This is a genomic window from Pectobacterium sp. PL64 (genome assembly GCF_022477975.1).
Lineage (GTDB): Bacteria > Pseudomonadota > Gammaproteobacteria > Enterobacterales > Enterobacteriaceae > Pectobacterium > Pectobacterium jejuense.
Genome location: NZ_CP092070.1, coordinates 406,542 through 430,731, shown reverse-complemented (window position 1 = coordinate 430,731; position 24,190 = coordinate 406,542). Strand labels below are relative to the sequence as shown.

Below are 24,190 nucleotides of genomic sequence, written 5' to 3'. Positions count from 1 at the left end.
CATCATTAACGATCATTAGAAAGCGTTGATCGTCAGAAAGCGCTGAGCGTCAAAAAGCATAGTTAACGGTCATCGAGACGCTGCGCGGCGTGCCATACACGGCATAAGGCGCAAGGTAGTCGCTATACTCTTTATCGAATAGGTTATTGATATTCGCCTGTACCGCCAGCTGTTTGGTCACCTGATAGCGGCCAAACAGATTAACCAGCGCGTAGCTGCCCTGCTCGGCGCGCAACGTGGTGTTTTGCGGGCCAGAGCCTTCCTGCCAGATACCATTTTGCCAGTTCACGCCGCCGCCAACGGTCAAATCCGGCAGCGTTGGTAACTGGTAGCGGGTGAACAGCTTGAACGACGTGCGCGGCTGTTCTGGGTTAACCGACTGACCATCTTGGTCGTCAACGACATAGCGCGAACCGCCAAACGTCATTTGCAGGTTATCCGTCACTGCGCCGTTCACTTCAAATTCGATCCCTTTGCTGACGACACCATCAACTGAACGATAGGCAAATTCTCCGCCACCGCCAGGAATCGCGATTCCCGTTGATTGCCCTACGTTATCCTGCTCAATGCGGAAAACAGATACCGATGCTGTCAGGCGGCTGTTATACCAGTCCCCTTTCACACCGGTTTCGTAGTTTTTACCCGTCGTTGGAGACAGATATTTTTTATTAATATCTTTCTGCGTTTGCGGTTGGAAGATATCGGTATAGCTGGCGTACGCCGACCAGGTATCGTCGATGTCATACACCAAACCGACATAAGGCGTGACGCGATTATTGCTGGTATCCCCCGTCGAACCGATGATGCTCCAGTCGGTATACCGCGCGCCAGCGATCAGGTGTAGCGGATCGGCCAGAGAGAAACGCGCTGAGGTATAGAGCGATTTTTGGCGCGTAGTTGAGTGCTCATAGTCCGCCCAAACGCCCCCCACAAAAGTCCCATTAACCCAAGATCCCCATGTCGGATCGGCAATGTTGCCATTCCAATTGTAGTAATTACCCATATCTGTCGGGCTGATCGTGGCTTGCGTATTATAGAACTGACTGCGTTGTCGATTGTAGCTGCCACCTATCACCAGCTCATGCTGGCGTCCCAGTAGCTCGAACGGGCCTGAGGCGTAAGTGTCAATCGCATCAACCTTACGAGTGCCCTTATTCCATCCACCGTAAGCACCGACATTACCGCCGAACGGATCGACAAGTATTCCGGTATCTTTATCTGGGAACCCATTGGCATACATCAGCTTGGAATCGAAGTTGGTTTCACCATGCGTCCCGTTCATACGCACCTGCCAACCGTTATCAAAACGCTGAGTCAGATCGGCAAAGACTTTTCTCGACGTTTTATCCGAGTAGCTCCAGTTTGGTGCGGAGTTAGCACTACGGCCGAAATGCGTACGGCTGCCGTCAGTGAACCACGTCGGCAATCCGCCCCACGTTGGGCTATCGGTATTAGCTTCCTGATAATCATAACCGAGGGAGATCGTCGTCGAATCAGTCACGTCAGCATCAATCACGCCGTAGAGGAATTTTTTGCGGTTGTGGTAACGGTCGAGCCAGGTGTCGTTATCCTGATAGCCCGCAATGACACGTCCACGCACATTACCAGACTCCGTCAGCGGCGCAGACAGATCGGCCACCATCCGTTGTTTATCCCACGACCCGTAGCTGCCGGATACCGAGCCTTTGAACTCGCGGCTGTCCGCATGCTTGCGCACCATATTTACCGCGGCAGAAGGATTGCCCGTTCCGGTCATTAGCCCCGTCGCCCCGCGCACCACTTCGATACGATCGTAGATCGCCGTGTCTGAACCTGAATCACCAAAATCCCAGATTTCATTAACCACCGTCGGAATACCGTCGAACAGGTAGTTAGTGATACGGAAACCGCGAGCAAAATACGTCACACGTTCAGAGTCGATAATTTTAGAGGACACACCGGTCGTGTTCGCCATTACCTCGCCAATCGTTTGCAGGCCCTGATCTTCAATACGCTGCTGGCTGATCACGCTCACCGACGGCGGAATATCACGCGGCGTCAGCGTCATCTTCGTTCCGGCGTTAGTCACTTTCACGCTGTAATCCTGCGGGTCGCTGGCTTCGGCGTTAGCATTAGCGTTCGCGCTGACGACGAGCGTATCACCTGAAGCAGGGTTTTCTTCGGCAGCAGCCTGAGCGGGCAGAAAAGAGGCAGAGATCAACAGGGCGAGAAGAGAGACTCCGAATGGTTTTGCTCCGGCCAGCGAAGAATCACAAACGCGCGTTTTTCCGGCGCGAGTAACTCTAAAAGACATGGTATATCCTCGGTTAACTGATGGTGATTTTGGCGAGATGCTGAGGCGTTTTTTGTCAACATTTGCACAGAAAAGTAAATGATAACTATACGCATTATTATTGTCATTTCAATACAATGATTAATTCACTTAAAATACAAATAGATAGAAAAGAATAAATCACCATGCCGTTAACAAGACATTGTTACAAAAAGAACATACGAGGAATTTATAACAGTCCGCTCAGCCCAAGGACGGCCAGCGGCAGCGCGACGCCTGCTACCAGTGTTTGAACCGCAATGATGCCCGCCATCAATGGCGCATCACCACCCAACTGACGAGCCATGATGTAGGACGACGATGCCGTCGGCAGCGCCTGAAACAGCAGTGCGGCAATCGCAGCCGAGCCAGACAGGTTGAAGAGGTGGCAGGCAGCAATCGTCACCAGCGGCATCGCAATGAATTTCGCGCATGATGCCATCACAACAGGCCGCAGCCAGCTACGCGCGGCAGAGAAATCCAGCGCTGCGCCCACGCACAGCAGCCCCAGCGGCAGCGACGCCTGTCCCAATGATTTCATTACCGGTTCAATCCCCGGCGGCAAGCCTAATCCGGTAATCTGCAAAGTAATGCCGATCGCGCAGGCCACCACCAGCGGGTTCAGCGCCAGCAGTCGCACGATATTCTTGAATGACGGCGTCCCGGCGTTGCCGTAGCGGGCAAAGACCAAGACACAGAGAATATTGACCGTCGGCACAATCGCCGCGTTCGCGACGGCCGCGAGCGCTACGCCGTGTGCGCCAAACAGCCCAGCGGCGGCAGACACGCCAACGTAGTTATTAAAACGGACACCGCCCTGAAATATCGAGGTAAACGCCGCATCATCAACGGGAAAGAAGCGGCGTACTGCGACCAACCCGATAGAGACAGCCAGCGTCGAGCACACCAGCGTCAGGATCATCGCTGTTACCGGCACGCCATCCAGACGCGCCGTCGCCAGCCCATGCAGAAATAGTGCAGGAAGTAGAATGTAATAACCCAGCCTTTCAGCCTGTGGCCAAAATGCCGCAGTCAGAAAAGCACGCTGACGTAACCACGAGCCCAGCACGAGCAGTAGCGCGATCGGCAACAGCGCCAGCAGGAGTGAGACGATCATCGGCTGACACACCACGGCGTAGAAGGTAAAAGAAAGAAAGACTGCGGGTTGGACGCCATGGTTCAGTACCTGAATTGAAGAAACTGGCACTACCATAGCGGGACTTCTGATGAGAAAAAAACGAGATTAACTCGACGTTAGCTCAATTATTTCTCATGAATGGCATCGTCACCAGACTGCGTTCGGATCGCTTCCGCCAGTGCCGTAGCGAGGCGCGTTGCCGGACGATCTTCGCGCTCTAGCAGCACAACGCGCCGCTGCTGCTGAGGCTCACCAAAGGGAATACATAGCAGATTATCCAAACGACTCACCTCACGTTCGGACAGCGGAATCACCGCCACGCCAAGCCCGCTGGTGACCATCTGCATAATCGCATCCTGACTGTCCAGCTCCATATCAGTATGTACCCGCAGCCGCTGGCGACGCAGCTCGCGATCGATGGTTCGCCCAGCCCAAGCACGACGATCGAAACGAATGAAAGGGTGATCTTGCAGAAGCTGTCTGGCATCCAGAGACGCCAGCGCCGAGGGAGCAACGATCCAGAATCCTTCCTGATACAGCGGCGTGCTCACTAAGCCAGTTGGGTAAGGTTTTACGGGCTCGGTAGTCACGGCGGCATCCAGTTCACCGGCATCAATGCGAATTGCCAGCTCTGCCGACATCCCCGAATTCACCAGAACACGCAGAAGTGGATGAGCGTGACGCAATGCGGCCAGCGCGGCGGGCAAAACGCCAGCCAGCGCGGTCTGGATCGCGCCAATTCGCAGGCGTCCGGCCAACTCCCCACCCTCGCCTAACTCGGCAGCAATACCGTCATACTGCGCAAGAATGTCACGCGCCTGCTCTACCGCGCGATGTCCGGCTTCCGTGAGTACCGGAATGCGACGTGAGCGATCGAAAAGCGACACCTTGAAGTCTTCTTCCAGACTACGAACATGCAGGCTGACGGCCGATTGCGTCAGGCACACGGCTTCAGCCGCACGGGCAAACGATCCATACTGAGCAATCGCGACTAACGTGCGTAAGGCTTTTAACGACATGCAACCCACTCTCCGGCCTATGCGTGAATAGAAAAACATGAATAGCAAAACGTGAATGGCAAAATGGCGCGCTATCGAGCAACCCGTCAGAACAATGTCATGAGAGGCAGTAACTCTGCACTGAAGCAACCACGCTCTGACGTGGCAATAACAATGTCGCCTTTTTGCATAGGTTGCAACATACGTTGGCGGAGGAGAGGAACGCCAGCGAAACAGGGGGCGTGTCGCTGGCATAAACCGGGCTGAGTAATAAGTTAATTAAGAAGAAAAATAGAGGAGTAACTTACTCATAAAAAACATATTTTTCGACAGAAGATACATTCTTATTATAAATTACCTGGTATTTCCCCTGGTGAGGCAAATACGTGCTTACTTTCTGATTACCATCAATACATATCAGATTATGTTTCTTATCATAGAACAATATAGGGACCTAAGAACGAGTGAAATTCACTCTTGCCTAAATGTTTTTTATATGATAAAGAAATATTCATATTGGAAGTATAATTTAGCGTGCTAATAATGAGGTTTTATTGTAATGAATCTAAATATTACTAACACACCAGATTCAGATGAAGAAGAATTTGTAATAGCAAGCCTTTGGAAACACAATGAACAGTACGAAACTGTTGATATTTCCCCTCTATTCTTAAATTTCAAAGACGATGAAAATAATATTATCGCAGGGTTAATCTCCAGAACCTGGTGGGGTGCATTAGAAGTTCAATATCTTTGGGTGAGTGAGAAATATCGTAAAAGTGGGCTTGGGCGTCAACTTATGCAAGCTGCTGAAAAAGAAGCATTAAAACGTGGTTGTCATCTGACTTACGTAGATACATTCGGATTCCAGGCTAAGGGGTTTTACGAAAAATTGGGCTACAAAGAGTATGGAAACCTACCGGGATATGCGTACAAGCATACTCGTCATTACTTAGCTAAATTGATCCGCTGAATTAATCCCAGCCTATTAAGGAGGGCAGGATGCCATCATCACAAACAAACATGACTGATTATATTCGTAATCTGATTATTATGATGGAATGTTTAAATGAACCATGGGGTATTAAAGATTTATCATCACGCCATGTTTACATGAATAAAGCCGCTTACCTTTATACCAATACGCCAATGCGCTTTGATATTGAAGGACGACTAGATGATGAATTTCCTGCCAGTTGGACGGAGCTTTCTGACGATTTAAAAGAACACGACAGGCTGACAGAAAATAGTGAGAAAAGAGTCACTGTTATTGAAACACACTATTGGTATGGAAAGAAAACGCTGACCCCCTTCGTCAGCGAAAAGATCCCCATCTTTGATGAAAATAAGCTTTGCATCGGTACAATGTGGAACGCCAGGCCTCTAGATACGCGGTCTCCACTCATCTATATAGATCAAAAAAAGCCGACCACATTACAAACTGAATTAACGACAAATATTTTTACCAAGTCAGAGTTGGATATTATCTTCCTGATATTACAACGTTTATCAAATAAAGAAATAGCAAGGAAAATGAATATATCACCAAAAACAATAGAAAACAGAATATATAATATGTATCAAAAGGCAGAGGCACATTCATTACCTCAATTTGAGGAGTTTTGTCGCCATCTTGGGATCGATGGTTATATTCCTAACTCTCTCATCGAGAAAGGCATTCAATTTATATAAGAGAACCTATCTACATGGAAAAAATAGATGACTACCCGGTCAGCCGCGTTCCGCTGAGTGTCCGACTGCCTTTTTTAAATGTGGCATTAGTGCACATCGGCATGTTAACCGCGCTAGACCAGTTTATGTTAGGCGCGGTGCTCGGCCATTCCATGACGCTAAGTCAGGCATTTCTCGCCATCTTTATTGGCAGCGTCATATTTTGGTGTAGTGACCGTAGGGCTGGGCTACGCAGGAATGAAAGAAGGGATGTCGGGCAGCTTGCTCGCACGCTGGTGCGGCTTTGGCCGTATTGGTTCCGTCCTGATTGGGCTGGTGATCGCCGTTAGCCTCATCGGTTGGTTCGGCGTCCAGAATGCCGTATTCGCCAAAGCGCTTAACTTTGCGATGGCGGATAAGCTCGGCTTTGGCTGGTCTGCCGCGCTGTCCGGCATTGCGCTGACGCTGCTGGTTGCCTTTGGTTTCAGGGCGTTACGCTTCACGGCCAAAATTGCCGTGCCGATGTTTGTTATCGTCGTCGGCTATATCTCGATCATGACGCTCTCCGGCCACAATATTGCTGAACTGATTGCTTCCGCGCCTAACGGTGAAGCCATTTCCATTAGCGCTGGTGCAACAATGGTGGTGGGCGGCTGTATCGTCGCCAGTTTAATTACTCCAGACATGACGCGCTATTCCCAAAAAGGAAAGCACGTTTTCTGGATGACGATGCTGTCGATTATCGTCGGGGAATTTATCGTGAATGGCCTCGCCATCATTATTGCCCGTGCGCTCAATACCGCAGACGTTGTAACAATCATGTCTCAGGCGGCTGGCGGCATCGGGCTGATTGCCGTGATATTTTCGACACTGCGTGTAAATGATATCAATCTCTATTCCTCCTCTTTGGGAATCGCCAATGCCATAGAAGGCGTCACGGGGAAGAAATTACGCTATGTCTCCATCACGCTAGTGATTGGACTCATCGGCACACTGCTTTCCGTTGCCGGTATTCTGGACCGTTTTATTGATTTCCTGACGCTACTGGGCGTGCTGTTCCCACCGATTATCGGCGTGATGCTGGTCGATTATTATATTTTGCGCACCCACAAAGTATTGCTCGACACCAGTCGGGCCGAAGGCCAATTACCCGACAGTGCTCAAACGCCGCTGATTGGCTGGCCCGCTATTATTGCCAGCATTGCCGGGGCCTTCGTCGGATTAGCCTTTGAGTGGGGCGTACCAGCATTTAATTCGTTACTGGCCGCCAGCCTGCTTTATTGGATAATAAAGCATTACACCAATAATTATGTTTATTTTAAGAAACTCGAGCATAACCAAAATTTAAAATGAAATAGGTAACAAGATAAATTTAACCTATAATCCACTCGGCCTCTTCTTACAGAGGCCGATATGTTTTTTACTTAAGCAAAATAGGCCACGATGGCCTTGGGATGGGGCCTTATCTATCAACGAGAAATTCTCCCTCGTGAAATAATAAGGCTGATTAGCAATATTCATGCTAGGAAAAGGATTTATGCCAAAAATAAAAACACTTCTCACGCCGCTAAACTGTCTACTCGTTTTAAGTGGCGCATTGATGGTCAATACGGCAAACGCCGCTGAGGCTTGTGTCGCGGGAAACTGGCAGGTGGATAATTCCATCACCGATATGCCTTCCGTGAAATACCAGACTGAGCACTTTGCCTTCCGCTGGAATAATAACGACGTTAACCGTAATGATGCCGTTGCCGCAGGGCAAAAGCTGGAACAAATTTGGGATAAATTTATTAACCAAATTGAGTTCCCCGAGCCTTATTGCAAACAGACCGTGAAATATAAAGCCAATATTCACATCGACCCGACCTTTGGGCTCAGCGGGGGTATTGCGGGCGGTGGCAGTATGGGGATGTGGATCGGCCCTGCGTCACTCAAGGATAACTGGGGGCTAGCGCACGAATTTACCCATGCGCTGCAAGGGCAAACCGGCGGCTTCCAGAGTTCAGGCGATAACTACGTTGGCTGGATTTGGGAATCCCACGCGAACTGGATGACGCACCAGATGGATGAATTCCGCGGTACGTCGGCACACTGTTCGGAAATGCAGGTCAACTACTCGCATATTTACCTGGGTTCAACACGTAACCGTTACTGCAACTGGCAGTTTATGGAATACCTGAAGAATCGCTTTGGCTATGGCGCCATCAACGATATGTGGGCAAAAGCGCCTAAATGGGGCGAAAGTGGCCAGTCTACTGCCGATCCACTGTCCATTCTGCGTACCAACATGGGCTGGAGCCAGTCTGAATTCAACGACGTCTTCGGCGACTGGGCGATGCACAACGTCAACTGGGATTACGTCGATCCAGACGGTTTCGATCGTGGCCGCTTCTATCGTTCAACCTACGGCGGCTATGGCGCGGTACAACCCAACCAGAATAACGCCGACCGTCTGCTGAGAACCACGGCGCTTGAGCCGGTTGTGGGCGCCAGTGCCAGCCTCCGTCGCTTCTCCGTACCGTTCGATCAGGCTCCACAACAGTTGGGCTACAACATCGTTCGGCTGATCCCGGAAAGCGGCGCGACGAAGATCACCGTCAAATTCCGTGGCATGGTGCAGAGTAAATCGGCCATTACCCGCTTCCCAGGGCTGAAAAACGATCCGGCAACCATGCCGCAGCCTAATTCCGATTGGCGTTGGGGGATTGTCGCTGTCGGTTCGGACGGCGTTTCTCGCTACAGTGAATTGCAGCGCGGCGCGTCTGCCACGGTGAAAAACTTCACGATTCGTCAGGACGACCGCGGCATTTACATGGTGGTCATGGGTACACCGTCGCAAATGCAGAAGATCAAGTGGGATCAGGCTTACTACTCCCTTTACCGCTATCCGTGGATGGCTGATTTCACCGGCGTCTGGCCGGAAGGCAGCCAGCCTGGCGCACCGAATCCAACCGCTAACGGTTCTCGTCACGCCAACGGCGGCGGCTGGGTATCCAACGCAGCCAATGTCGCCCCTACCGCGTACGTCGGGCCTTATGCTCGCGTCATCGGCGGGACGGTGAGGGATAACGCCAGAATTGAAGATCGTGCAACGATTCTGAGCGGGACAGTGGAAGGACGCGCCGTTGTCGGCGGCCTGACGGTGATGCAGGGCAATACCATCGTGCGTGATAACGCGCGGCTGCATACGGTCTTCATGGGGCCAGGTGCGTTTGAGCGCGGCATTGTGCTGTCAGGCAATGCGCAGATGCGTGGAGATGCGGAAATTCGCGGCGCTTCCGCGTCGCAGGGCGTGTTCTATGGCTTTATTGATGAAAATGAAGTCAGAAGCAGTGCTGCCGGTGCTTACCTGACCGAAGCCGTGCCAGAAGTGACGGCCGTTCCGGTCTACAGCACAAAGTAATGTCACCACAAAAAAGGGACCGGCTCAGAACCACGTTACGTTGACTCTCAAAATAAGTCGGCCCCATAACAAAACAGGCCGCCAATAAGGCGGCCTGTTTCATGCGATGCATAGCACAGATTCTTAGAACAGTGCGCCGGGCGGCACGTCTTTATAGGTATTCAGGTAAGCCGCCAGCATTTTTTTAAAGAAGTTACGCACTTTTTTCACCTTGGTTTGACTTAATTCGTTATTTTAATGACGCGATGGAATGACTTTTTAGCGATGACTTGTCTTAATGGCAGTGCCCCGCTTTATGGTGATGAATTGTACACCCTTGCTGAGCAAAAGCCCATTTTTTGTGATGTAAGTCACACAATAAAATTCACCAGTCCTCTCCCCCAATCCCCCTCAACCCACGCTGATTTTCTTTTGTTGCGAATCATTACCATCAGTGACCAATATGCCGCTGGCTATGCTATGCTCATGATGAAAGACGAAATTTTAGTCACTGTCCGTTATCAATTGAGCGCTATTCACTGTCGGTTAGCACACTTTTTCACGCGCAGTCACCACGGTTTCGCCATTGGTTATTCGCTGATGAAGGCCCATTCCTACCCCCATGGAAACCTGGAAACTTAACCTCTTCTCTGCCTGGCTGGGATGTTTTTTCACCGGGCTGGCCATGAGCCAGATATTACCCTTCTTGCCGCTGTACATTGAGCAGCTTGGCGTTCACTCGCACGAGTCGCTGAGCCTGTGGTCCGGTTTGATCTTCAGTTCGTCTTTTCTCATCTCAGCCGCTGTTGCGCCGCTGTGGGGAAGCCTCGCCGACCGCAAAGGGCGAAAGCTCATGCTGCTGCGCGCCGCACTCGGTATGGCAATCGTGATGTCGTTGCAAGGGTTGGCAACCAATGTGTGGCAGCTGTTCATCCTGCGCTCGCTCATGGGGTTGACCTCCGGGTACATTCCCAACGCGATGGCACTGATCGCCTCACAGGTTCCGCGTGAAAAAAGCGGTTGGGCGCTGGGCATGCTATCAACCGGGCAGATCGCTGGCGTCATTCTCGGCCCCTTGTTCGGCGGCTTTATGGCCGACTACATCGGGCTACGCATCGTCTTTTTCATCACTGGCGGCATGCTGTTTACCAGCTTCCTGATTACGCTTTTCGCGATTAAAGAGAGCGTGGTTAAGGTCACCAAAGAGAATCGACTCAGCGGGAAAGCCGTCTTCGCGTCGCTGCCGTATCCGGCGCTCATCATCTGCCTGTTCATTACGACAATGATGATCCAGATGGCGAACGGTTCCATCAGTCCCATCCTGACGCTGTTCATCCGCGATTTGGCTCCCGGTACCGACAATATTGCCTTTATCAGCGGCGTGATCGCCGCGATTCCCGGCGTATCCGCCCTGCTATCCGCCCCGCGACTTGGCCGTTTAGGCGACCGGATCGGCGCACATCGCGTCCTGATCGCCGCACTGGCGATCAGCGTGCTGCTGTTTCTGGTCATGGCGATGGTACAAAGCCCTACACAGCTCGGCATCCTGCGCTTTCTGCTGGGCTTTGCAGATGGCGCACTGATGCCAACCGTGCAGGCGCTGTTAGTCAAATACAGCAGCCAGCAGGTAACAGGCCGCATCTTCGGCTATAACCAGTCATTCATGTATCTGGGCAACGTCCTGGGGCCACTGGTGGGTTCCGGTGTGTCCGCCCTGATGGGCTTCCGCTGGGTGTTCGTCATCACCGCCGTTCTGGTGCTGTGCAATACGCTGCAACTCTTTTTCGCTTTCAGGAAACCGCGCGGAAAAGGATAACGATCCGGCCAGCGACTCTGCTGGCCATTCATTTCTCTCGATGAGCCCCCACCCTATACACCTCTCCCTTTCTCAGGGGATTCATCCTCTTGTTATAAATGATGTAAAAACATCAAAAAAACTTATTTTTTGACAAAAAATTACCACCAATGCGTATCAATATGAAAAATTAATCACATAAATGTAAAAAAACTTAAACAAACCCTACCTATATTGGCTGCTTTGTTTCGGCGCCACGCGAATTGCCCTGTTCAGAAATTCAGACATTCGCGCCTGTAGGGAAGTGAGTAATGAGAAACTGGAACGAACCAAAGAAGCAAAAAGCCCACATCGATTTGGTTCCCATGATCGATGTGATGATGTTCCTGCTGGTCTTTTTTGTACTGATCAGCATGAACGTCATTCCTGCGCTAGGCCTGAAAACGCAGCTCCCCGCCGCAGGCAGCGCACAACAACTTAAGCCGCAGAAAAAAGCGATCATCACGCTTGGCGCACAGGATCATCTTGAGCTGGACGGACAGCCGATGGCACTGAGCGATCTCGTTACGACGCTGCAACAGCAGCAGCAAGATCAGCAAACCACCATCATTATCAACAGCGATAAAAGCGTCGAGGTTGAGCGTCTGGTAGCCGTCATGGATACCCTGCGTCAGGGTGGGTTCTCGTCCATTTCTATCGCTACCCGGAAATTGTGACATGTATCTGCTCTATCGCTCACGCCACGCCATCAGTTGGTTGCCGCTGCCGGTCTTTGCTACCTGCCTGTTCTTCGCCAGCCAACAGCCGCCGCTGAAAGTTCAGCAGCAATACGACGAAACGGTCATGGCGCTCACGCTGGCTGAGCCGGAACCGATTCCCCAGCCCGAACCGATCCCTGAGCCAGAGCCAGAACCGGTGCCACAACCGGAACCCGAGCCTGAGCCGATTCCGGTTAATGAGCCCGATCCGATCTTAGAAGCCCCACCAGTTACGCCGCCGAAACCGGAAGTGAAGCCAAAGCCGAAACCAGAGGTTAAGCCCAAGACGGAAGCCAAACCTAAACCGGTGCCCACGCCAGCCAAGCCGACTACGCCACGCCCAGAAGCCCCGGCCAAGCGCCCGGCACCAGCAGCCCCTTCCGCGCCGGCGGTGAATGTCGCTGCGCTGGAAAATAGCTATGCGCAGGCGCTGCGTGCGCAGCTTGAACAAACCAAACGCTACCCGACCGGACGTCAGGCGTCACTCGAACGTCCCGAAGGTCGCGTTGAAGTCTGGCTGGAGGTCGATCGCACAGGACGCGTCATCGATTCTGGAATCAGCAACAAAGCACGCAGCATGCTGCTGAACCGGGCGGCGCAAGCCAGCTTACAGAGCATCAAACAGGTTCGAGCCTTCCCCGCCGACGCCTTTGCAGGACAAAACACAAAACGCTTTTTAGCCACGTTCGATTATCAGGCGCAGTAGTGTTCCGCGCCTGAGTAAGAGAGTGAATCAGCAAAAATAACGTCAACAACATGTTGATTAATAAACCACTGATAATACTGGGATTGTTAAATGAAACCGTTCAAACTTTCTGGGGTATGTTTGTCCGTCGTCGGCGCATTACTGGCAGGCTCCGCGCTGGCGGAAGAAGCGACAAATGTCGGCACGATCAACGTACAGGGACAACCGCTCGGCGCAGGATTAATGGTTCAGGAAGACAACGCTAAATCGCGCTCGACCGTGACAAAAGACGCGCTGGATAAGATGCCCGCAGCAGGCAACGCCATTGATAAACTGAAATACACCGCTGGCCTGAACGTCAGCAGCAACGACGCCAGCGGCTTAAGCGGCGTCAGCTATACCATGCGCGGCATGAGTGCGGATCAGGTCGGCCTGTCATCCGACGGCATTCCCGTCAATGACTCCGGCGACTACGCCGTGTACCCGAACGGGATGGGCGACCCAGAAAACCTGGAACAGATCTTCGTTACCCAAGGTTCGTCAGAAATGGATGGCCCGCACATCGGGGCCAGCGGCGGTAACATCGGGCTGGTTTCCCACCGTCCGGCGAAAGATTTTGGCGGCTTCGTTAAGCAAACATTCGGCAGCAACAACCTCAGCAAGACCTTCGCACGTCTGGAAACCGGTCAACACAACGGCTTCAGCAGTTGGCTCTCCTACTCGTATACCGATTCCGACAAATGGCGCGGCGCAGGCTATTCTCGTGCCGATAAAGTCGAGTGGAACGGCCTGTATGAACATGAAAATGGCCACAGCAGCAGCCTGATTGTGAAATACAATCAGCAAGATACCATCAACTACTCGACGTTGAGCAAACGGCAGTTCGATCAAAACGGGCGTAAGATGGATTACGCCACGACGCCGGTGTACAACAGCCGTGGGCAAATTTCCCAATACTACAAACTCAACCGCAATAACTTTGAAACGCTGAATGTCACGTTCACGCAGAAGTTGCAGTTGCGCGATAACATGGCGCTGACGTTACAGCCCTACTATTTCTCGACGAACGGCGGCAGCTTCGGCAGCGGGAGCGCCAGCGTGTTGTCCGCGACATCAGACCGCGCAGGTAACTACGATCTCAGCAACCTGACCTCTAACACCTACTACCGCCCATCGTGGACGGAAACCTGGCGGCCGGGTATCACCACCAAGCTGAAGTGGGATATTAGCGACGAGCACAGTCTGGATATCGGCTACTGGTTCGAGCGTGCCCGCCAGCGTCAAACGCAGCCGTTCATTCCTATTAAGAGCGACGGCACTCCAGCTAACATCTCTGGCAAACCCGGCGATGCGGATCAGATCACCGATGCGAACGGGAAAGTGGTTCAAGGCCGTAACCAGTTTACCGTCACGCCTGCCCATAAAATCTGGATTCAGGACACCTGGTTCTTCTCCCCTGAATGGACGTTCACCGGCGGTCTGGCCTATCAGCACGTAGAGCGTGACGGGACTAACCTCGGCAGCTTGTATAACGTCGCAGAGAAAAAGAACAAGAAGTACCACGAATTCCTGCCCAGCTTTAACGCGGCCTACCGCATCAATACCGAAAATCAGGTGTTCTATAACATCACGCGCAACATGCGTACCCCGCCCAACTACGTCTTGTACAACGTTGGCGATTCCATCAATACCAAACCTGAGCTGAGCTGGAATCAGGAGCTCGGCTGGCGCTTCCAGAACGAGGACATGCTGCTGAGCGCCTCGCTGTTCCTTATCCAGTTTACCGATCGCCAGATCTCCAGCCGTAACGCCGATGGCGATTACGAAATGATCAACGCCGGGAAAGTGGAAAACAAAGGACTGGAACTGGAGTGGAGCGGCAAGCTGCCACATAACTTCAACTACTTTGCGGCTTACACCTATACCGACACCGAGCAGAAAAACAATCTCGCCACCGGTGGCAGCCAGCTTCCTACTATGGGCAAGCAGGTCGCCAACGCGCCGAAAAATATGCTCAACCTCGGGCTGGGCTATGACGATGGCCTCTACTATGCCGGCGTGAACAGCCGCTACGTCGGGTCGTTCTACGGCGATATGACCAACGACGAGAAGATCGGTGGACGTACCGTTTTCGATCTCAGCGCTGGTGTCTATCTGCCAGTGGATAAGAAGATCGTGAAAAGCGCCACCTTACGCTTTGGCGTCAACAACCTGTTCGACAAAGAGTATCTCGACTCTGCACGTTCAGTGAGCTTCAACTCACAATCGTATAACGGCGTATCGGCAGGCACACCGTTTTATAACGTCGGAGAAGAGCGCACCTTCAGCGCCTCACTGGAAGCCACGTTCTAATCTGTTAATAGTCTACATACAGAGCAAAACGGGAGTAATGGGATAGAAGAGTAAAGCGTCCGCGCCAGGGATGGCGCGGCTCGAGCTTACAAGGATGTACTTGCAGCGTCTTTACGATCTACCCATTACACCCGCCCGACGCATGTCGTCATCAATCACAAACAACGCCCAACAAGGCAACAGAAGGATCAGGCCATGAACGCCGATATGCTGCACGAGATTATTTTCTACGTCATGTACGCCTCACTGGTGATCGCCCTGATGATCATCATCGAACGCAGTCTCTATTTTTCCTATACACGTCGACAGGCCAAACGGCTGGAACGCGCGCTGACGGCAGATATTCGCCACGTTCACGATCTGCCGGACGCGCTGACCCAGCGCCCTAGCCTGCCCATCGCCGTCGTCACGCCCGTTCTGGCGCAGTCACATCAGGCAGAAAACCGCGATGCACTTAACGACCTGATCGACGCACAATATCTGCAAAGTAAGCCGCTGCTGTCACGCGGACTCTGGATTCTGGAAACGGTCGTCACCGCAGCACCGCTACTGGGGCTGCTCGGCACCATCATGGGGATTATCGAAACCTTCAAAGCACTATCTGCTGCTGGCATCTCCGACCCGAGCCAGGTTTCTGCCGGGATGGGTACCGCGCTGTACGCCACCGGACTGGGGATCGCCATCGCGCTGGTTTGCCTGCTGGGGAACAATTTCCTGCAAAGCCGAATGGAACACATCAACGAAATGCTGAAAGTCCTGCTGATTCGCGCCGGAATGCCGCATACTCGCCAACAGAAAGCGGGCCCGGCTGTGACGCACAATTCCATTACAGACAGTGCCGTGACAGACAAAGCGATGGCGGAGAAACGCTATGCTTAATCGTTGTGGTTTCATCAACCCGGGGCAATGCTGGAAGCATTGCATCAAAACGCTGTTGACAGGAGGCGTATTGTTTATTGTGAGTGTGTCAGCCTATGCCGACACCAGCGCTAGCGGCTATCGTATTCCCGGCTATGAATTAGTGTATGACGCCCCGGTGGAAACCACGCTGATCGCCCCCGATCTACGCCCCAGCGATGCGGTGTGGATATCGCTGTTTGATCATGCCCAACACACCATTGAGTTGGGTCAATTCTATGTCGCCAATCAGGCGGGAACACGCTTTGATACCGTCTTACAGCATCTGCGTGCCGCCGGAGAACGCGGCGTACGAATCCGCCTGCTGCTTGAAGAGAAAGGGCTAAAAATTTCCACCCAGGACACGCTGGAACAGCTCAAAACGATTCCGAATCTCGAGCTGCGCGTGATTCCTTTTGAACGCCTGAGCGGCGGTATTGTACATGCCAAATACCTGCTGATTGATGGAAAACAGGCCTACATGGGTAGCCAGAACCTTGACTGGCGGGCGCTGGAGCACATTCACGAAACGGGATTATTGATCGACGATCCCCGCGTAGTGACTCAGATTAGCGCTATTTTTGAACAAGACTGGCAGGCGCAGGCGCGACTGGCCCAAGGCGAAACCGTTCCGCCGCTGCCCACCGCAACGCAACCCGCTGACCGTTCGGGCAACTATCTGGTTGCCAGCCCCAAAGCGTTTAATCCCGCTGGTGTGATAGATTCCGAAGAAGAACTCCCCCGCTTACTGGCCGAAGCCCAGCAGTTGGTCCGCATTCAGGTGATGGATTACGTCCCACTCTCCTACGGACCGGAGAAAACACGCCCGTACTACGCGGTGATCGATAACGCGATTCGCACCGCCGCCGCACGCGGCGTACAAGTCGAGCTGATGGTGTCCGAATGGAGCACCAAAATGCCGAATATTGCCTACCTGAAAAGTCTGGCAATGTTACCCAATATCCAGATAAAAACGGTGTCGATTCCCCAAGCCAGCAGTGGCTTCATCCCGTTTGCTCGCGTGATCCACAGTAAGATCATGACCATCGACGGCAAGAAAGCCTGGATCGGCACCAGCAACTGGAGCGGCGGCTATCTGGATAACTCGCGCAATCTGGAGATGGTAATTCAGAACCCAGCGATGGCGCAGCGGGTAGACATGCTCTATACACAACTGTGGAATAGCGAGTACGCGCATCCTCTGCGCATTGATTATGATTACCCGCGGCCCGATCCGGGTGGCATGAAAGAGAAAGATAAGGAGAAGGAAAACAGCCCTTCATCTACGACAGTCGGTACGGTCAACGCACCGTAGCCACCACCAGAATGACATTTGATGGGGAATAGCATGAAACACACGTTGTTAGCACTGCTGGTTGCCGGATTTCTGCCGTTCAGCGTTCAGGCCGCAGGAGAGAAAGTGACGCGCTATGTCGTCACCTTCCCAGACAGCGAACGCGTTGCGTATCAGGGCAAATTCGCCCAGAACTTCCCCAACGGTCTGCCTGTCGGTATTGGTTCCGGGCTCTATTTTACCGGTAAACAGGGTGACGATCTGATATTCACCACCGTCACCGATCGCGGCCCGAATGCCGATGCGCCGCTGGTCGACGAGAAAGAGGCCAAGATCTTCGCCAGCCCTGACTACGCGCCGCTGATGATGGATATTCGGGTCAGCGCGAAAGCCGCCGAGGCAATCAACGCCCGTCCGCTGCACGATGCTGAGGGCAATATCACCGGCCTGCCGCTGCCCGCAGACGTTATCGGCACCACTAACGAAGTGGCGCTGAACGATGCGCTGCAACCGCTTAGCACCAGCCAGCGCGGGCTGGACACCGAAGGGATTACGCCGGATGGCAAAGGCGGCTTCTGGCTGTGTGACGAATACGGCCCGTTCCTGATCCACGTTGATGCCAGCGGGAAGATCCTGCAAAAATTCGGGCCAACGCCTGCGGGCAGCGAGCATTCAGTCGCCAGCGGTTTACCGAATATCATCAAATGGCGTCAGCCGAATCGGGGTTTTGAAGGCCTGACCCGCCTGCCGGACGGCACGATTGTCATGGCCGTGCAAAGCACGCTGGATATCGACGGCAAAAGCAAAAACAAAGCGCAGTTTACGCGTCTGGTGATGTTTAACCCGGAAACCAAAACCAGCCGTATGGTGGGTTACCCCATCAACATCGACAGCTATAAGAAAGCAAAGGATGCCAAGATCGGCGATATCGTCGCGCTGGATAATCAGCGCATTTTGCTGGTCGAGCAAGGCGCGGATAAAGACAAGCAAATGCAGAACCGCATCTATCTGGTCGATCTCAGCAAGGCGAGCGACCTGACACCGTTCGATGCTGACGGTAAGTCGCCGGAATTTGACGATCTCGCCCAGTTGGAAAAACGCGGCATTACGCTGGCGAGCAAGCAGGAGCTGGTGGATCTGCGCAAGCTCGGCTGGCAGCAGGAGAAAGTGGAAGGTCTGGCGCTGGTTGATAAGCAAACGCTGGCCGTCATTAACGACAATGACTTTGGTCTGCAATCCGTGCTGCAATCCCCGGTGAAAGCGAAAGATAAAGCGGACGACTATCAGGTTACTGCCGATGGCAAACTGACGCGAGATGGCAAGGCGGTCGAGACGACGTTAGCCATCAAACCGTTGGAGAAGCCAGAAGCCGATAACGAACTGTGGGTGATTCAGCTGGCACAACCATTGAAGTCTCATCTTCAATAAGATCTTACTTTTACCAAGGCAGTGTTTAATGCCTGCCCCCAAAAGCAGCGCAAAAGACTAATCAATCCCAAAAAAAGGACAGGAATAACATTTTATGCTCATTGGTTTTTAATAAGAAAAATCAATGAGCTACTCCCAGACTAGCCCACCAGCTAGTGCAAAAACTATCCAGCACGATTTCCCTCGACACATCAATAAAGAAAGCCTTATTTTCGATATTCGGCATGGCAATACCGCCCAAAAAACACGAGCACAGAGCAACGATGAAATCTCGCAGCCCTTTTTCTCGTGGCCTGATCATCGACAGGTTATGGAAAAACCGGTGCAGTGTTGATCATCGGTGAAATGATTGAACACACATAAATAGGGAAGTTAAAACACCATGAAAAAAATAGCACAACAGACGGACAACGATCATGCAAACACATCCACGGGCTCACATACGGACGCAGCAAGACCGGCGTCGTTACCTCGCCGCCGCTTTTTGCAAGCCGGAGCGGGTGCAGCTTTCAGTGGATTGCTAGGCCAATTCAAAGGAAGTTTCCTCACCCGAGCCATCGCCGCAGTCGCAACGGGCGCGATTGCTCCCTCAATTTATGCCGAAGAACGAATCTTCACACATCCCGGCCTATTACATACCGAAGAGGATTTTTCTCGCATCCGAGATAAAATTGCCAGAAAAGAACAACCCTGGACAAATGCCTGGACCCCGTTCATACAGGATGGCTATTCACAGTTGGGAGCGAATCCGCGCGCAACCGATAATCTCGTACGCGGCGGCGAGGGACAAAACTTCCCGGTTTTATATATCGATGTGCAACGCTCCTACCGTCTGGCGGTACGCTGGAAGATTACGCAGGATAAGGCTTATGCCGATGAAGCCCTGAGGTATCTCAACGCCTGGTCTTCTACTCTGAAAACCATCACGGGTAACGCAGACCGCTGGTTAGCAGCCGGTATCTATGGCTATCAATTCGCTAACGTCGCAGAGATTATGCGTACTTACTCCGGCTGGGCGCGCACCGATTTTGAGCATTTCCAAAACATGATGCTGACGATCTTCTACCCGATGTCGCGTAATTTTTTAGACGTTCACAACGGTGCAGAGATTACGAACTACTGGGCGAACTGGGATCAGTGTGCGATTGCCAATATTTTGGCGATCGGCGTGCTGTGCGACCGACCTGATATCTATCAGGAAGCCATTGATTACTACAAGTATGGTCAGGGAAATGGGGCGGGAATGCAGGCCGTTGTACATTTACACCCCGGCTATCTGGGGCAATGGCAAGAAAGTGGCCGCGATCAGGGGCACACCACGTTGGGTATGAGTCTGGGTGTCGCATTCTGCGAAATGGCGTGGAATCAGGGGGATGATATCTACGGTTATGCCAATAACCGCTTCCTCGCCGGTGCCGAATATGTGGCGAAATCCAATCTGTCTGATAGCAATGGCGGTTTCCTTTCCGTTCCGTGGAAAAATTATCGTAATCGCCATGGCCTGATGGAAGGGCTTGGCACCGTCAGCCAGGGAAATAACCGTCCGTGCTGGGAAACAATCTACAACCATTACGCTAAACGCAAAGGAATTGCGACGCCCTACGTTTATAAGTATGTACAGAAAATCACACCAGAGAATGGTGGCGGTGGCGATGGTACGGGCTACGGCACGCTATTGTACACTCGCGATTTGCTCGTCGAGAGTTCAGCACTGAAACCAACTGGCTTAACCGCTTATCGCCGTGGCGACAGTATCGAACTTTCATGGTGGGGCGTCGTCGGAGCCACTAGCTATACGCTTGAGCGTTCAACCTCGGCGAATGGGGCATTCAGCCCAATCGCTTACAACATTACCGACTTATTAACCTATACCGATCAGCATATTATCTCCAGTGCATCCCGCTACACCTATCGTGTTAAAGCACTGGTGAATGGTGGAGAAACACTGGCTTCTGATGTCGTGAGCGTTGCGATAAAAACAGAAGAAATTTTTCATCTGGCGTTTAACGAAGGTTCAGGCACCACGCTGGCTGACAACACAGGAAAATGGGAAGCCAGCACCTTACATGGCGGAGCCAGTTGGGGAACGGGGCCGGATGGTGCTGGCGTTGCGCTGGTGTTAGATGGTGTCGATGGTCATGTCAGCTTGCCCGGAAAAGTGATGGAAAATTTAGGTGATTTCACCGTCGTTACCCGCTTCTGTGCTGACGACAAGCGCACCTGGGCGCGTATTTTCGATATGGGTTCTGGCACCCGACGCTGGATCGCCCTATTGCCTTACAGCAATCTGGGTAAACCCTCATTCAGAACATCCAGTTTGCATGGCTACATGATGGAAGCGTTTGAACCCACCACCGAGACATTCCCCGTTGGTCGTTGGGTCACCGTCGCACTGGCCCAGTCTGGTAATATCGGGATTATGTATATTGACGGGAAAGAGGTCGTGCGGAGTGAAACTCTAACACTAGCGCCTTACCAGCTCGGTGAATTGAGTGCCGCCTACCTTGGCCGTTCACAATATCCGACCGATCCCTACATGAAGGGGCGCTATGATTATTTCAAAATTTACGCAGGTGCCTTGAGCAGCACTGAAATTGCGGCGTTATCCAGTTAAGAAGTGTAAACACTCACCGCATGAATACATCAAATTTCATGCGGTGATAGCAGCCAGTAAACAAGGATCAGGCGTGCTCGAACCAGTCGCTATTCTGTTGCGCAATCGGCGTGATCGAATAGATCATTTCCTGCAAATGCTCACGAATCGCTTTTTCCGCGGCATCAGGATCGCGCGCTTTCAGGGCGCTAAAAATCAGGTAGTGCTGTTGAATCAGGCTGGGCGGTGGTGAAACCTGGCTCAGGCTGAGAAAACGTACGCGGTCCATCGTCGCTTTAATCGATTCGATGGTTTCCCACGCCAGCGGACAGTTGGCAATCTGCGTCAGCAACTGATGGAAACTGTCATCAAGGCTGAGAAACTCGCGCACCTGATCGTTCTGCGCAGCCAGTTCCTGACGGCGTAAGTTATGCTCCAGCGTCAGCAGCTGTTCTTCTGTCACCATTTCTGCCGCCCGGCGCGCAATCGCACATTCCAGAGCCTGGCGGATAAAGCGGGCATCTGCCACGCGCTGCTCGGAGATCTTCATCACAAACGTGCCGCGCTGCGGCAGGATCTGCACCAGTCCGGCCTCTGCCAGCTTGATAAAAGCCTCTCTGACTGGCTGGCGGGAAACGTCAAAACGCACAGAAATTTCTTTTTCAGACAGCAGCTTACCCGGCGGAATATTGCATTCCACAATGTCTTTGCGCAGTACGCGATAAATTTGCTGGTTGACTGGTTCGTTGTTGTTGATCTGAAAAGAGGTGTCCATGCCGTTGTGCTTACCCGAGAAATTTACCGTTTATGATACATGTTAATTAGGGACTATACCCGCCATACTTGTCTGTCATACCTCAAACTGCACGTTTGTTCGCTTACCTCACGCCCCAGCCACTCACATGAGTCAGTGGCTGGGGATAATGAGGAACAGCATATCTTTCACAGGAGACCCGCAGCCGGACGTTCCCAAAGAGCATATCGTTCAGTTGCCGCCTGTATTCGACTGGTTTAGACGCTTATCCTCTATTTCAAAAATACATAATTAAACGACTATCACACTATATTAAACGACTATCAAACTATGGCATAAGTAAATTAGGCAAGAACATTACCGTTTGCGGAAATAAAAAGAGAACCGCGACGAAAATGAGGAATGCCAATAAATACGGTACTGAAGTTTTCATAAAATGTACTGTGTCACATTTTAAAATACCACAGACCGTATACATACAAATACCAACCGGCGGCGTATTCGCTCCCAACAACGTTAAGGTAATAAACATAATGCCGAAATGAATGGGGTCATAGCCTATTTCTGTCACGATGGGCAGTAATATTGGCGTCAACAGCAATACCAGAGGACTGGCATCCAAAACCATCCCAATAATGAGTACCAAGGCAAAAATCAGTAGCATGATACCAGTAGGGCTTTCTGTAAAATCGGTAATGATTTCAGTCATTGCCTGAGGCAATTGATCCAATACGCTGATATGTCCCAGAATAAAGGCAGCCATAACCAAAAGCATGACAATACCCAGATCGCTTAGCGTTTCAGTCAATGTCTCAAGCATCCCTTGCCACGTGAGTTCCTTATAAACCAGACCACCAATAATAATGGCGTAGAGAACGATAAATGCCCCCGCTTCTGAAGTAGTAAACAGCCCTAAACGAATCACTACGATGAGAATGACTGGGAACATCAACGCCCAAAAACCGCGACGAAAACTAACCACAACCTCTTTGAACGTCGGCTTTGACAATGTTTCTGGTGGGATTTTCATACGACGAGCCATGATGTAATTCGTTATCATCAGGGTTATCGTCAGTAAAAAACCGGGGATAATGCCAGCGAGGAATAATTTACCGATAGAGACATTGCCCACAAATCCAAACAAAATTAACAGGATGCTTGGAGGTAATGTAGCCGTGATCAATGACGCAAAAGCGATAACGACAGCCGTGTAAGCCCGTGGGTAGCCCCGCTCAATCATAGAGAAACCGAGCATACGTGACTGCATTGACGCATCAGCGACTGCCGAACCAGCAACGCCCCCCATAAGCATCGCGAGTAATACGTTAATTTGCGCTAATCCTCCGATCATCCAGCCAGTCAGTAAACGCGCAAAATCCAATAAACGCTCTGTAATGCCTGTTCGCGTCAGTAAATTTCCAACCAAGATAAACAAAGGGACAGCAATCATCGGAAATGACTGTGTCGGAGCGGCAAACTTTTGAAAAGCGATACCAAGAGGGAGAAAATCAGACGTGAAGAAATAGGCCAGGCTTGATATGGCAATGACAAATCCTACCGGCATGCCCATCAGCATGAAAACGACGAATAATACACCGGTCAACCATATCATGGTAAATCCCCTCTAATAGATAATGCTCGACGGGTATTAACTTTATCAATCAGTTGCTCAACACAGGTCAATATCATTAGCAAACACCCTGTCGGAACTGCCGCACTTAAAAAAACATGATTTAATTCTGAAATGGGTAATACATGTGCTCGTGTATCCCAGGTAAAAAGATATCCAGAGTAAGTTCCAAAACCAAGAAATAAGATAATCAAAATTCTATTAATATAATCTATTCCAGTTTGGACTTTCTCAGGTAACCGCTTAGATAAAAAATCAATTCCCATATTACGTTGATTGGCTTGAGCATAATGGATAGAGAACATACTTACCCAAGCGAATAAAACCATTGATATCTCTATAGACCATATCAGTGGATACCCCACTGCTCGTCCAATAGCCGCGACCAGAATAAGTATCACCATGATGATAAACATAATCTTTGCAATGGCTATTTCTATTTTAATCAGTGTTTTCATCTGAAATATCTCACACAACGTCCCGCCGAAAAGGCGGGATCGGCAC

At 51.5% G+C, this 24,190-nt stretch carries 18 protein-coding genes and 1 pseudogene; 12 read left to right on the top strand and 7 right to left on the bottom strand.

Annotation, left to right across the window (positions count from 1 at the left end; all coding sequences use genetic code 11):
• Window positions 1-49: 49 nt before the first annotated feature.
• The 3 genes from fhuE to HP572_RS01885 form a co-directional block, all read right to left on the bottom strand.
• Entirely contained in the window at window positions 50-2,293 is a 2,244-nt protein-coding gene (fhuE, locus tag HP572_RS01895) for a ferric-rhodotorulic acid/ferric-coprogen receptor FhuE (RefSeq protein ID WP_240584634.1), read from the bottom strand.
• A 208-nt stretch (window positions 2,294-2,501) separates the two neighbouring features.
• Window positions 2,502-3,524, bottom strand: a complete 1,023-nt coding sequence (locus tag HP572_RS01890) for an AEC family transporter (protein ID WP_240584633.1) — start codon at window positions 3,522-3,524, stop codon at window positions 2,502-2,504.
• A 50-nt stretch (window positions 3,525-3,574) separates the two neighbouring features.
• Window positions 3,575-4,468 (bottom strand): LysR family transcriptional regulator, encoded by an 894-nt coding sequence (locus HP572_RS01885; RefSeq protein ID WP_240584632.1) that lies wholly within the window; start codon window positions 4,466-4,468, stop codon window positions 3,575-3,577.
• A 538-nt stretch (window positions 4,469-5,006) separates the two neighbouring features.
• Here HP572_RS01885 and HP572_RS01880 point away from each other — a divergent pair.
• From HP572_RS01880 to HP572_RS01865, 4 genes and pseudogenes are all read left to right on the top strand, one after another.
• Window positions 5,007-5,420: a GNAT family N-acetyltransferase gene (locus HP572_RS01880; protein WP_240584631.1), complete on the top strand. Its 414-nt coding sequence runs from the start codon at window positions 5,007-5,009 to the stop codon at window positions 5,418-5,420.
• A 29-nt stretch (window positions 5,421-5,449) separates the two neighbouring features.
• Window positions 5,450-6,139 (top strand): LuxR C-terminal-related transcriptional regulator, encoded by a 690-nt coding sequence (locus HP572_RS01875; RefSeq protein ID WP_205553074.1) that lies wholly within the window; start codon window positions 5,450-5,452, stop codon window positions 6,137-6,139.
• A 14-nt stretch (window positions 6,140-6,153) separates the two neighbouring features.
• Window positions 6,154-7,471, top strand: a pseudogene (locus HP572_RS01870) (cytosine permease).
• Between the two features lie 184 nt (window positions 7,472-7,655).
• The gene (locus HP572_RS01865; protein WP_240584630.1) at window positions 7,656-9,521 is read left to right on the top strand and encodes an Svx/AvrXca family virulence/avirulence protein; all 1,866 of its coding nucleotides are present in this window, start codon (window positions 7,656-7,658) and stop codon (window positions 9,519-9,521) included.
• A 123-nt stretch (window positions 9,522-9,644) separates the two neighbouring features.
• On the opposite strand, the gene azuC is transcribed toward HP572_RS01865, so the two are convergent.
• Window positions 9,645-9,701, bottom strand: coding sequence for a stress response protein AzuC (gene azuC, locus HP572_RS22970; protein WP_125176151.1), 57 nt, complete (start codon window positions 9,699-9,701; stop codon window positions 9,645-9,647).
• Window positions 9,702-10,122: 421 nt separating this feature from the next.
• Between azuC and HP572_RS01860 the strand changes: the two genes are divergently transcribed.
• From HP572_RS01860 to HP572_RS01825, 8 genes are all read left to right on the top strand, one after another.
• The gene (locus HP572_RS01860; protein WP_240584629.1) at window positions 10,123-11,316 is read left to right on the top strand and encodes a multidrug efflux MFS transporter; all 1,194 of its coding nucleotides are present in this window, start codon (window positions 10,123-10,125) and stop codon (window positions 11,314-11,316) included.
• 290 nt (window positions 11,317-11,606) lie between these two features.
• The gene (locus HP572_RS01855; protein WP_010301909.1) at window positions 11,607-12,011 is read left to right on the top strand and encodes a biopolymer transporter ExbD; all 405 of its coding nucleotides are present in this window, start codon (window positions 11,607-11,609) and stop codon (window positions 12,009-12,011) included.
• A 1-nt stretch (window position 12,012) separates the two neighbouring features.
• Entirely contained in the window at window positions 12,013-12,759 is a 747-nt protein-coding gene (locus HP572_RS01850) for an energy transducer TonB (RefSeq protein ID WP_240584628.1), read from the top strand.
• Between the two features lie 90 nt (window positions 12,760-12,849).
• Window positions 12,850-15,090, top strand: a complete 2,241-nt coding sequence (locus tag HP572_RS01845; protein ID WP_240584627.1) for a TonB-dependent receptor — start codon at window positions 12,850-12,852, stop codon at window positions 15,088-15,090.
• A gap of 195 nt (window positions 15,091-15,285) precedes the next feature.
• On the top strand, window positions 15,286-15,969 hold the full coding sequence (locus tag HP572_RS01840; RefSeq protein WP_240584626.1) for a MotA/TolQ/ExbB proton channel family protein: 684 nt from the start codon (window positions 15,286-15,288) through the stop codon (window positions 15,967-15,969).
• On the top strand, window positions 15,962-17,302 hold the full coding sequence (locus HP572_RS01835; RefSeq protein ID WP_240584625.1) for a phospholipase D-like domain-containing protein: 1,341 nt from the start codon (window positions 15,962-15,964) through the stop codon (window positions 17,300-17,302). The genes HP572_RS01840 and HP572_RS01835 overlap by 8 nt, the downstream gene beginning before the upstream one ends.
• A gap of 33 nt (window positions 17,303-17,335) precedes the next feature.
• Window positions 17,336-18,709 carry an esterase-like activity of phytase family protein gene (locus HP572_RS01830; protein WP_240584624.1) on the top strand — a complete coding sequence of 458 codons (1,374 nt, stop codon included), beginning with the start codon at window positions 17,336-17,338 and terminating at the stop codon, window positions 18,707-18,709.
• 382 nt (window positions 18,710-19,091) lie between these two features.
• The gene (locus HP572_RS01825; protein ID WP_240584623.1) at window positions 19,092-21,323 is read left to right on the top strand and encodes a LamG-like jellyroll fold domain-containing protein; all 2,232 of its coding nucleotides are present in this window, start codon (window positions 19,092-19,094) and stop codon (window positions 21,321-21,323) included.
• Between the two features lie 67 nt (window positions 21,324-21,390).
• Here HP572_RS01825 and HP572_RS01820 read toward each other — a convergent pair whose 3' ends face one another.
• The 3 genes from HP572_RS01820 to HP572_RS01810 all read right to left on the bottom strand — a co-directional run bounded on the left by HP572_RS01820 (window position 21,391) and on the right by HP572_RS01810 (window position 24,144).
• Window positions 21,391-22,077: a GntR family transcriptional regulator gene (locus HP572_RS01820; protein WP_010282703.1), complete on the bottom strand. Its 687-nt coding sequence runs from the start codon at window positions 22,075-22,077 to the stop codon at window positions 21,391-21,393.
• Between the two features lie 307 nt (window positions 22,078-22,384).
• Window positions 22,385-23,668 carry a TRAP transporter large permease gene (locus tag HP572_RS01815; RefSeq protein WP_010282701.1) on the bottom strand — a complete coding sequence of 428 codons (1,284 nt, stop codon included), beginning with the start codon at window positions 23,666-23,668 and terminating at the stop codon, window positions 22,385-22,387.
• Entirely contained in the window at window positions 23,665-24,144 is a 480-nt protein-coding gene (locus HP572_RS01810; protein WP_240584622.1) for a TRAP transporter small permease, read from the bottom strand. Before HP572_RS01810 ends, HP572_RS01815 begins: the two co-directional genes overlap by 4 nt.
• Window positions 24,145-24,190: the final 46 nt, after the last annotated feature.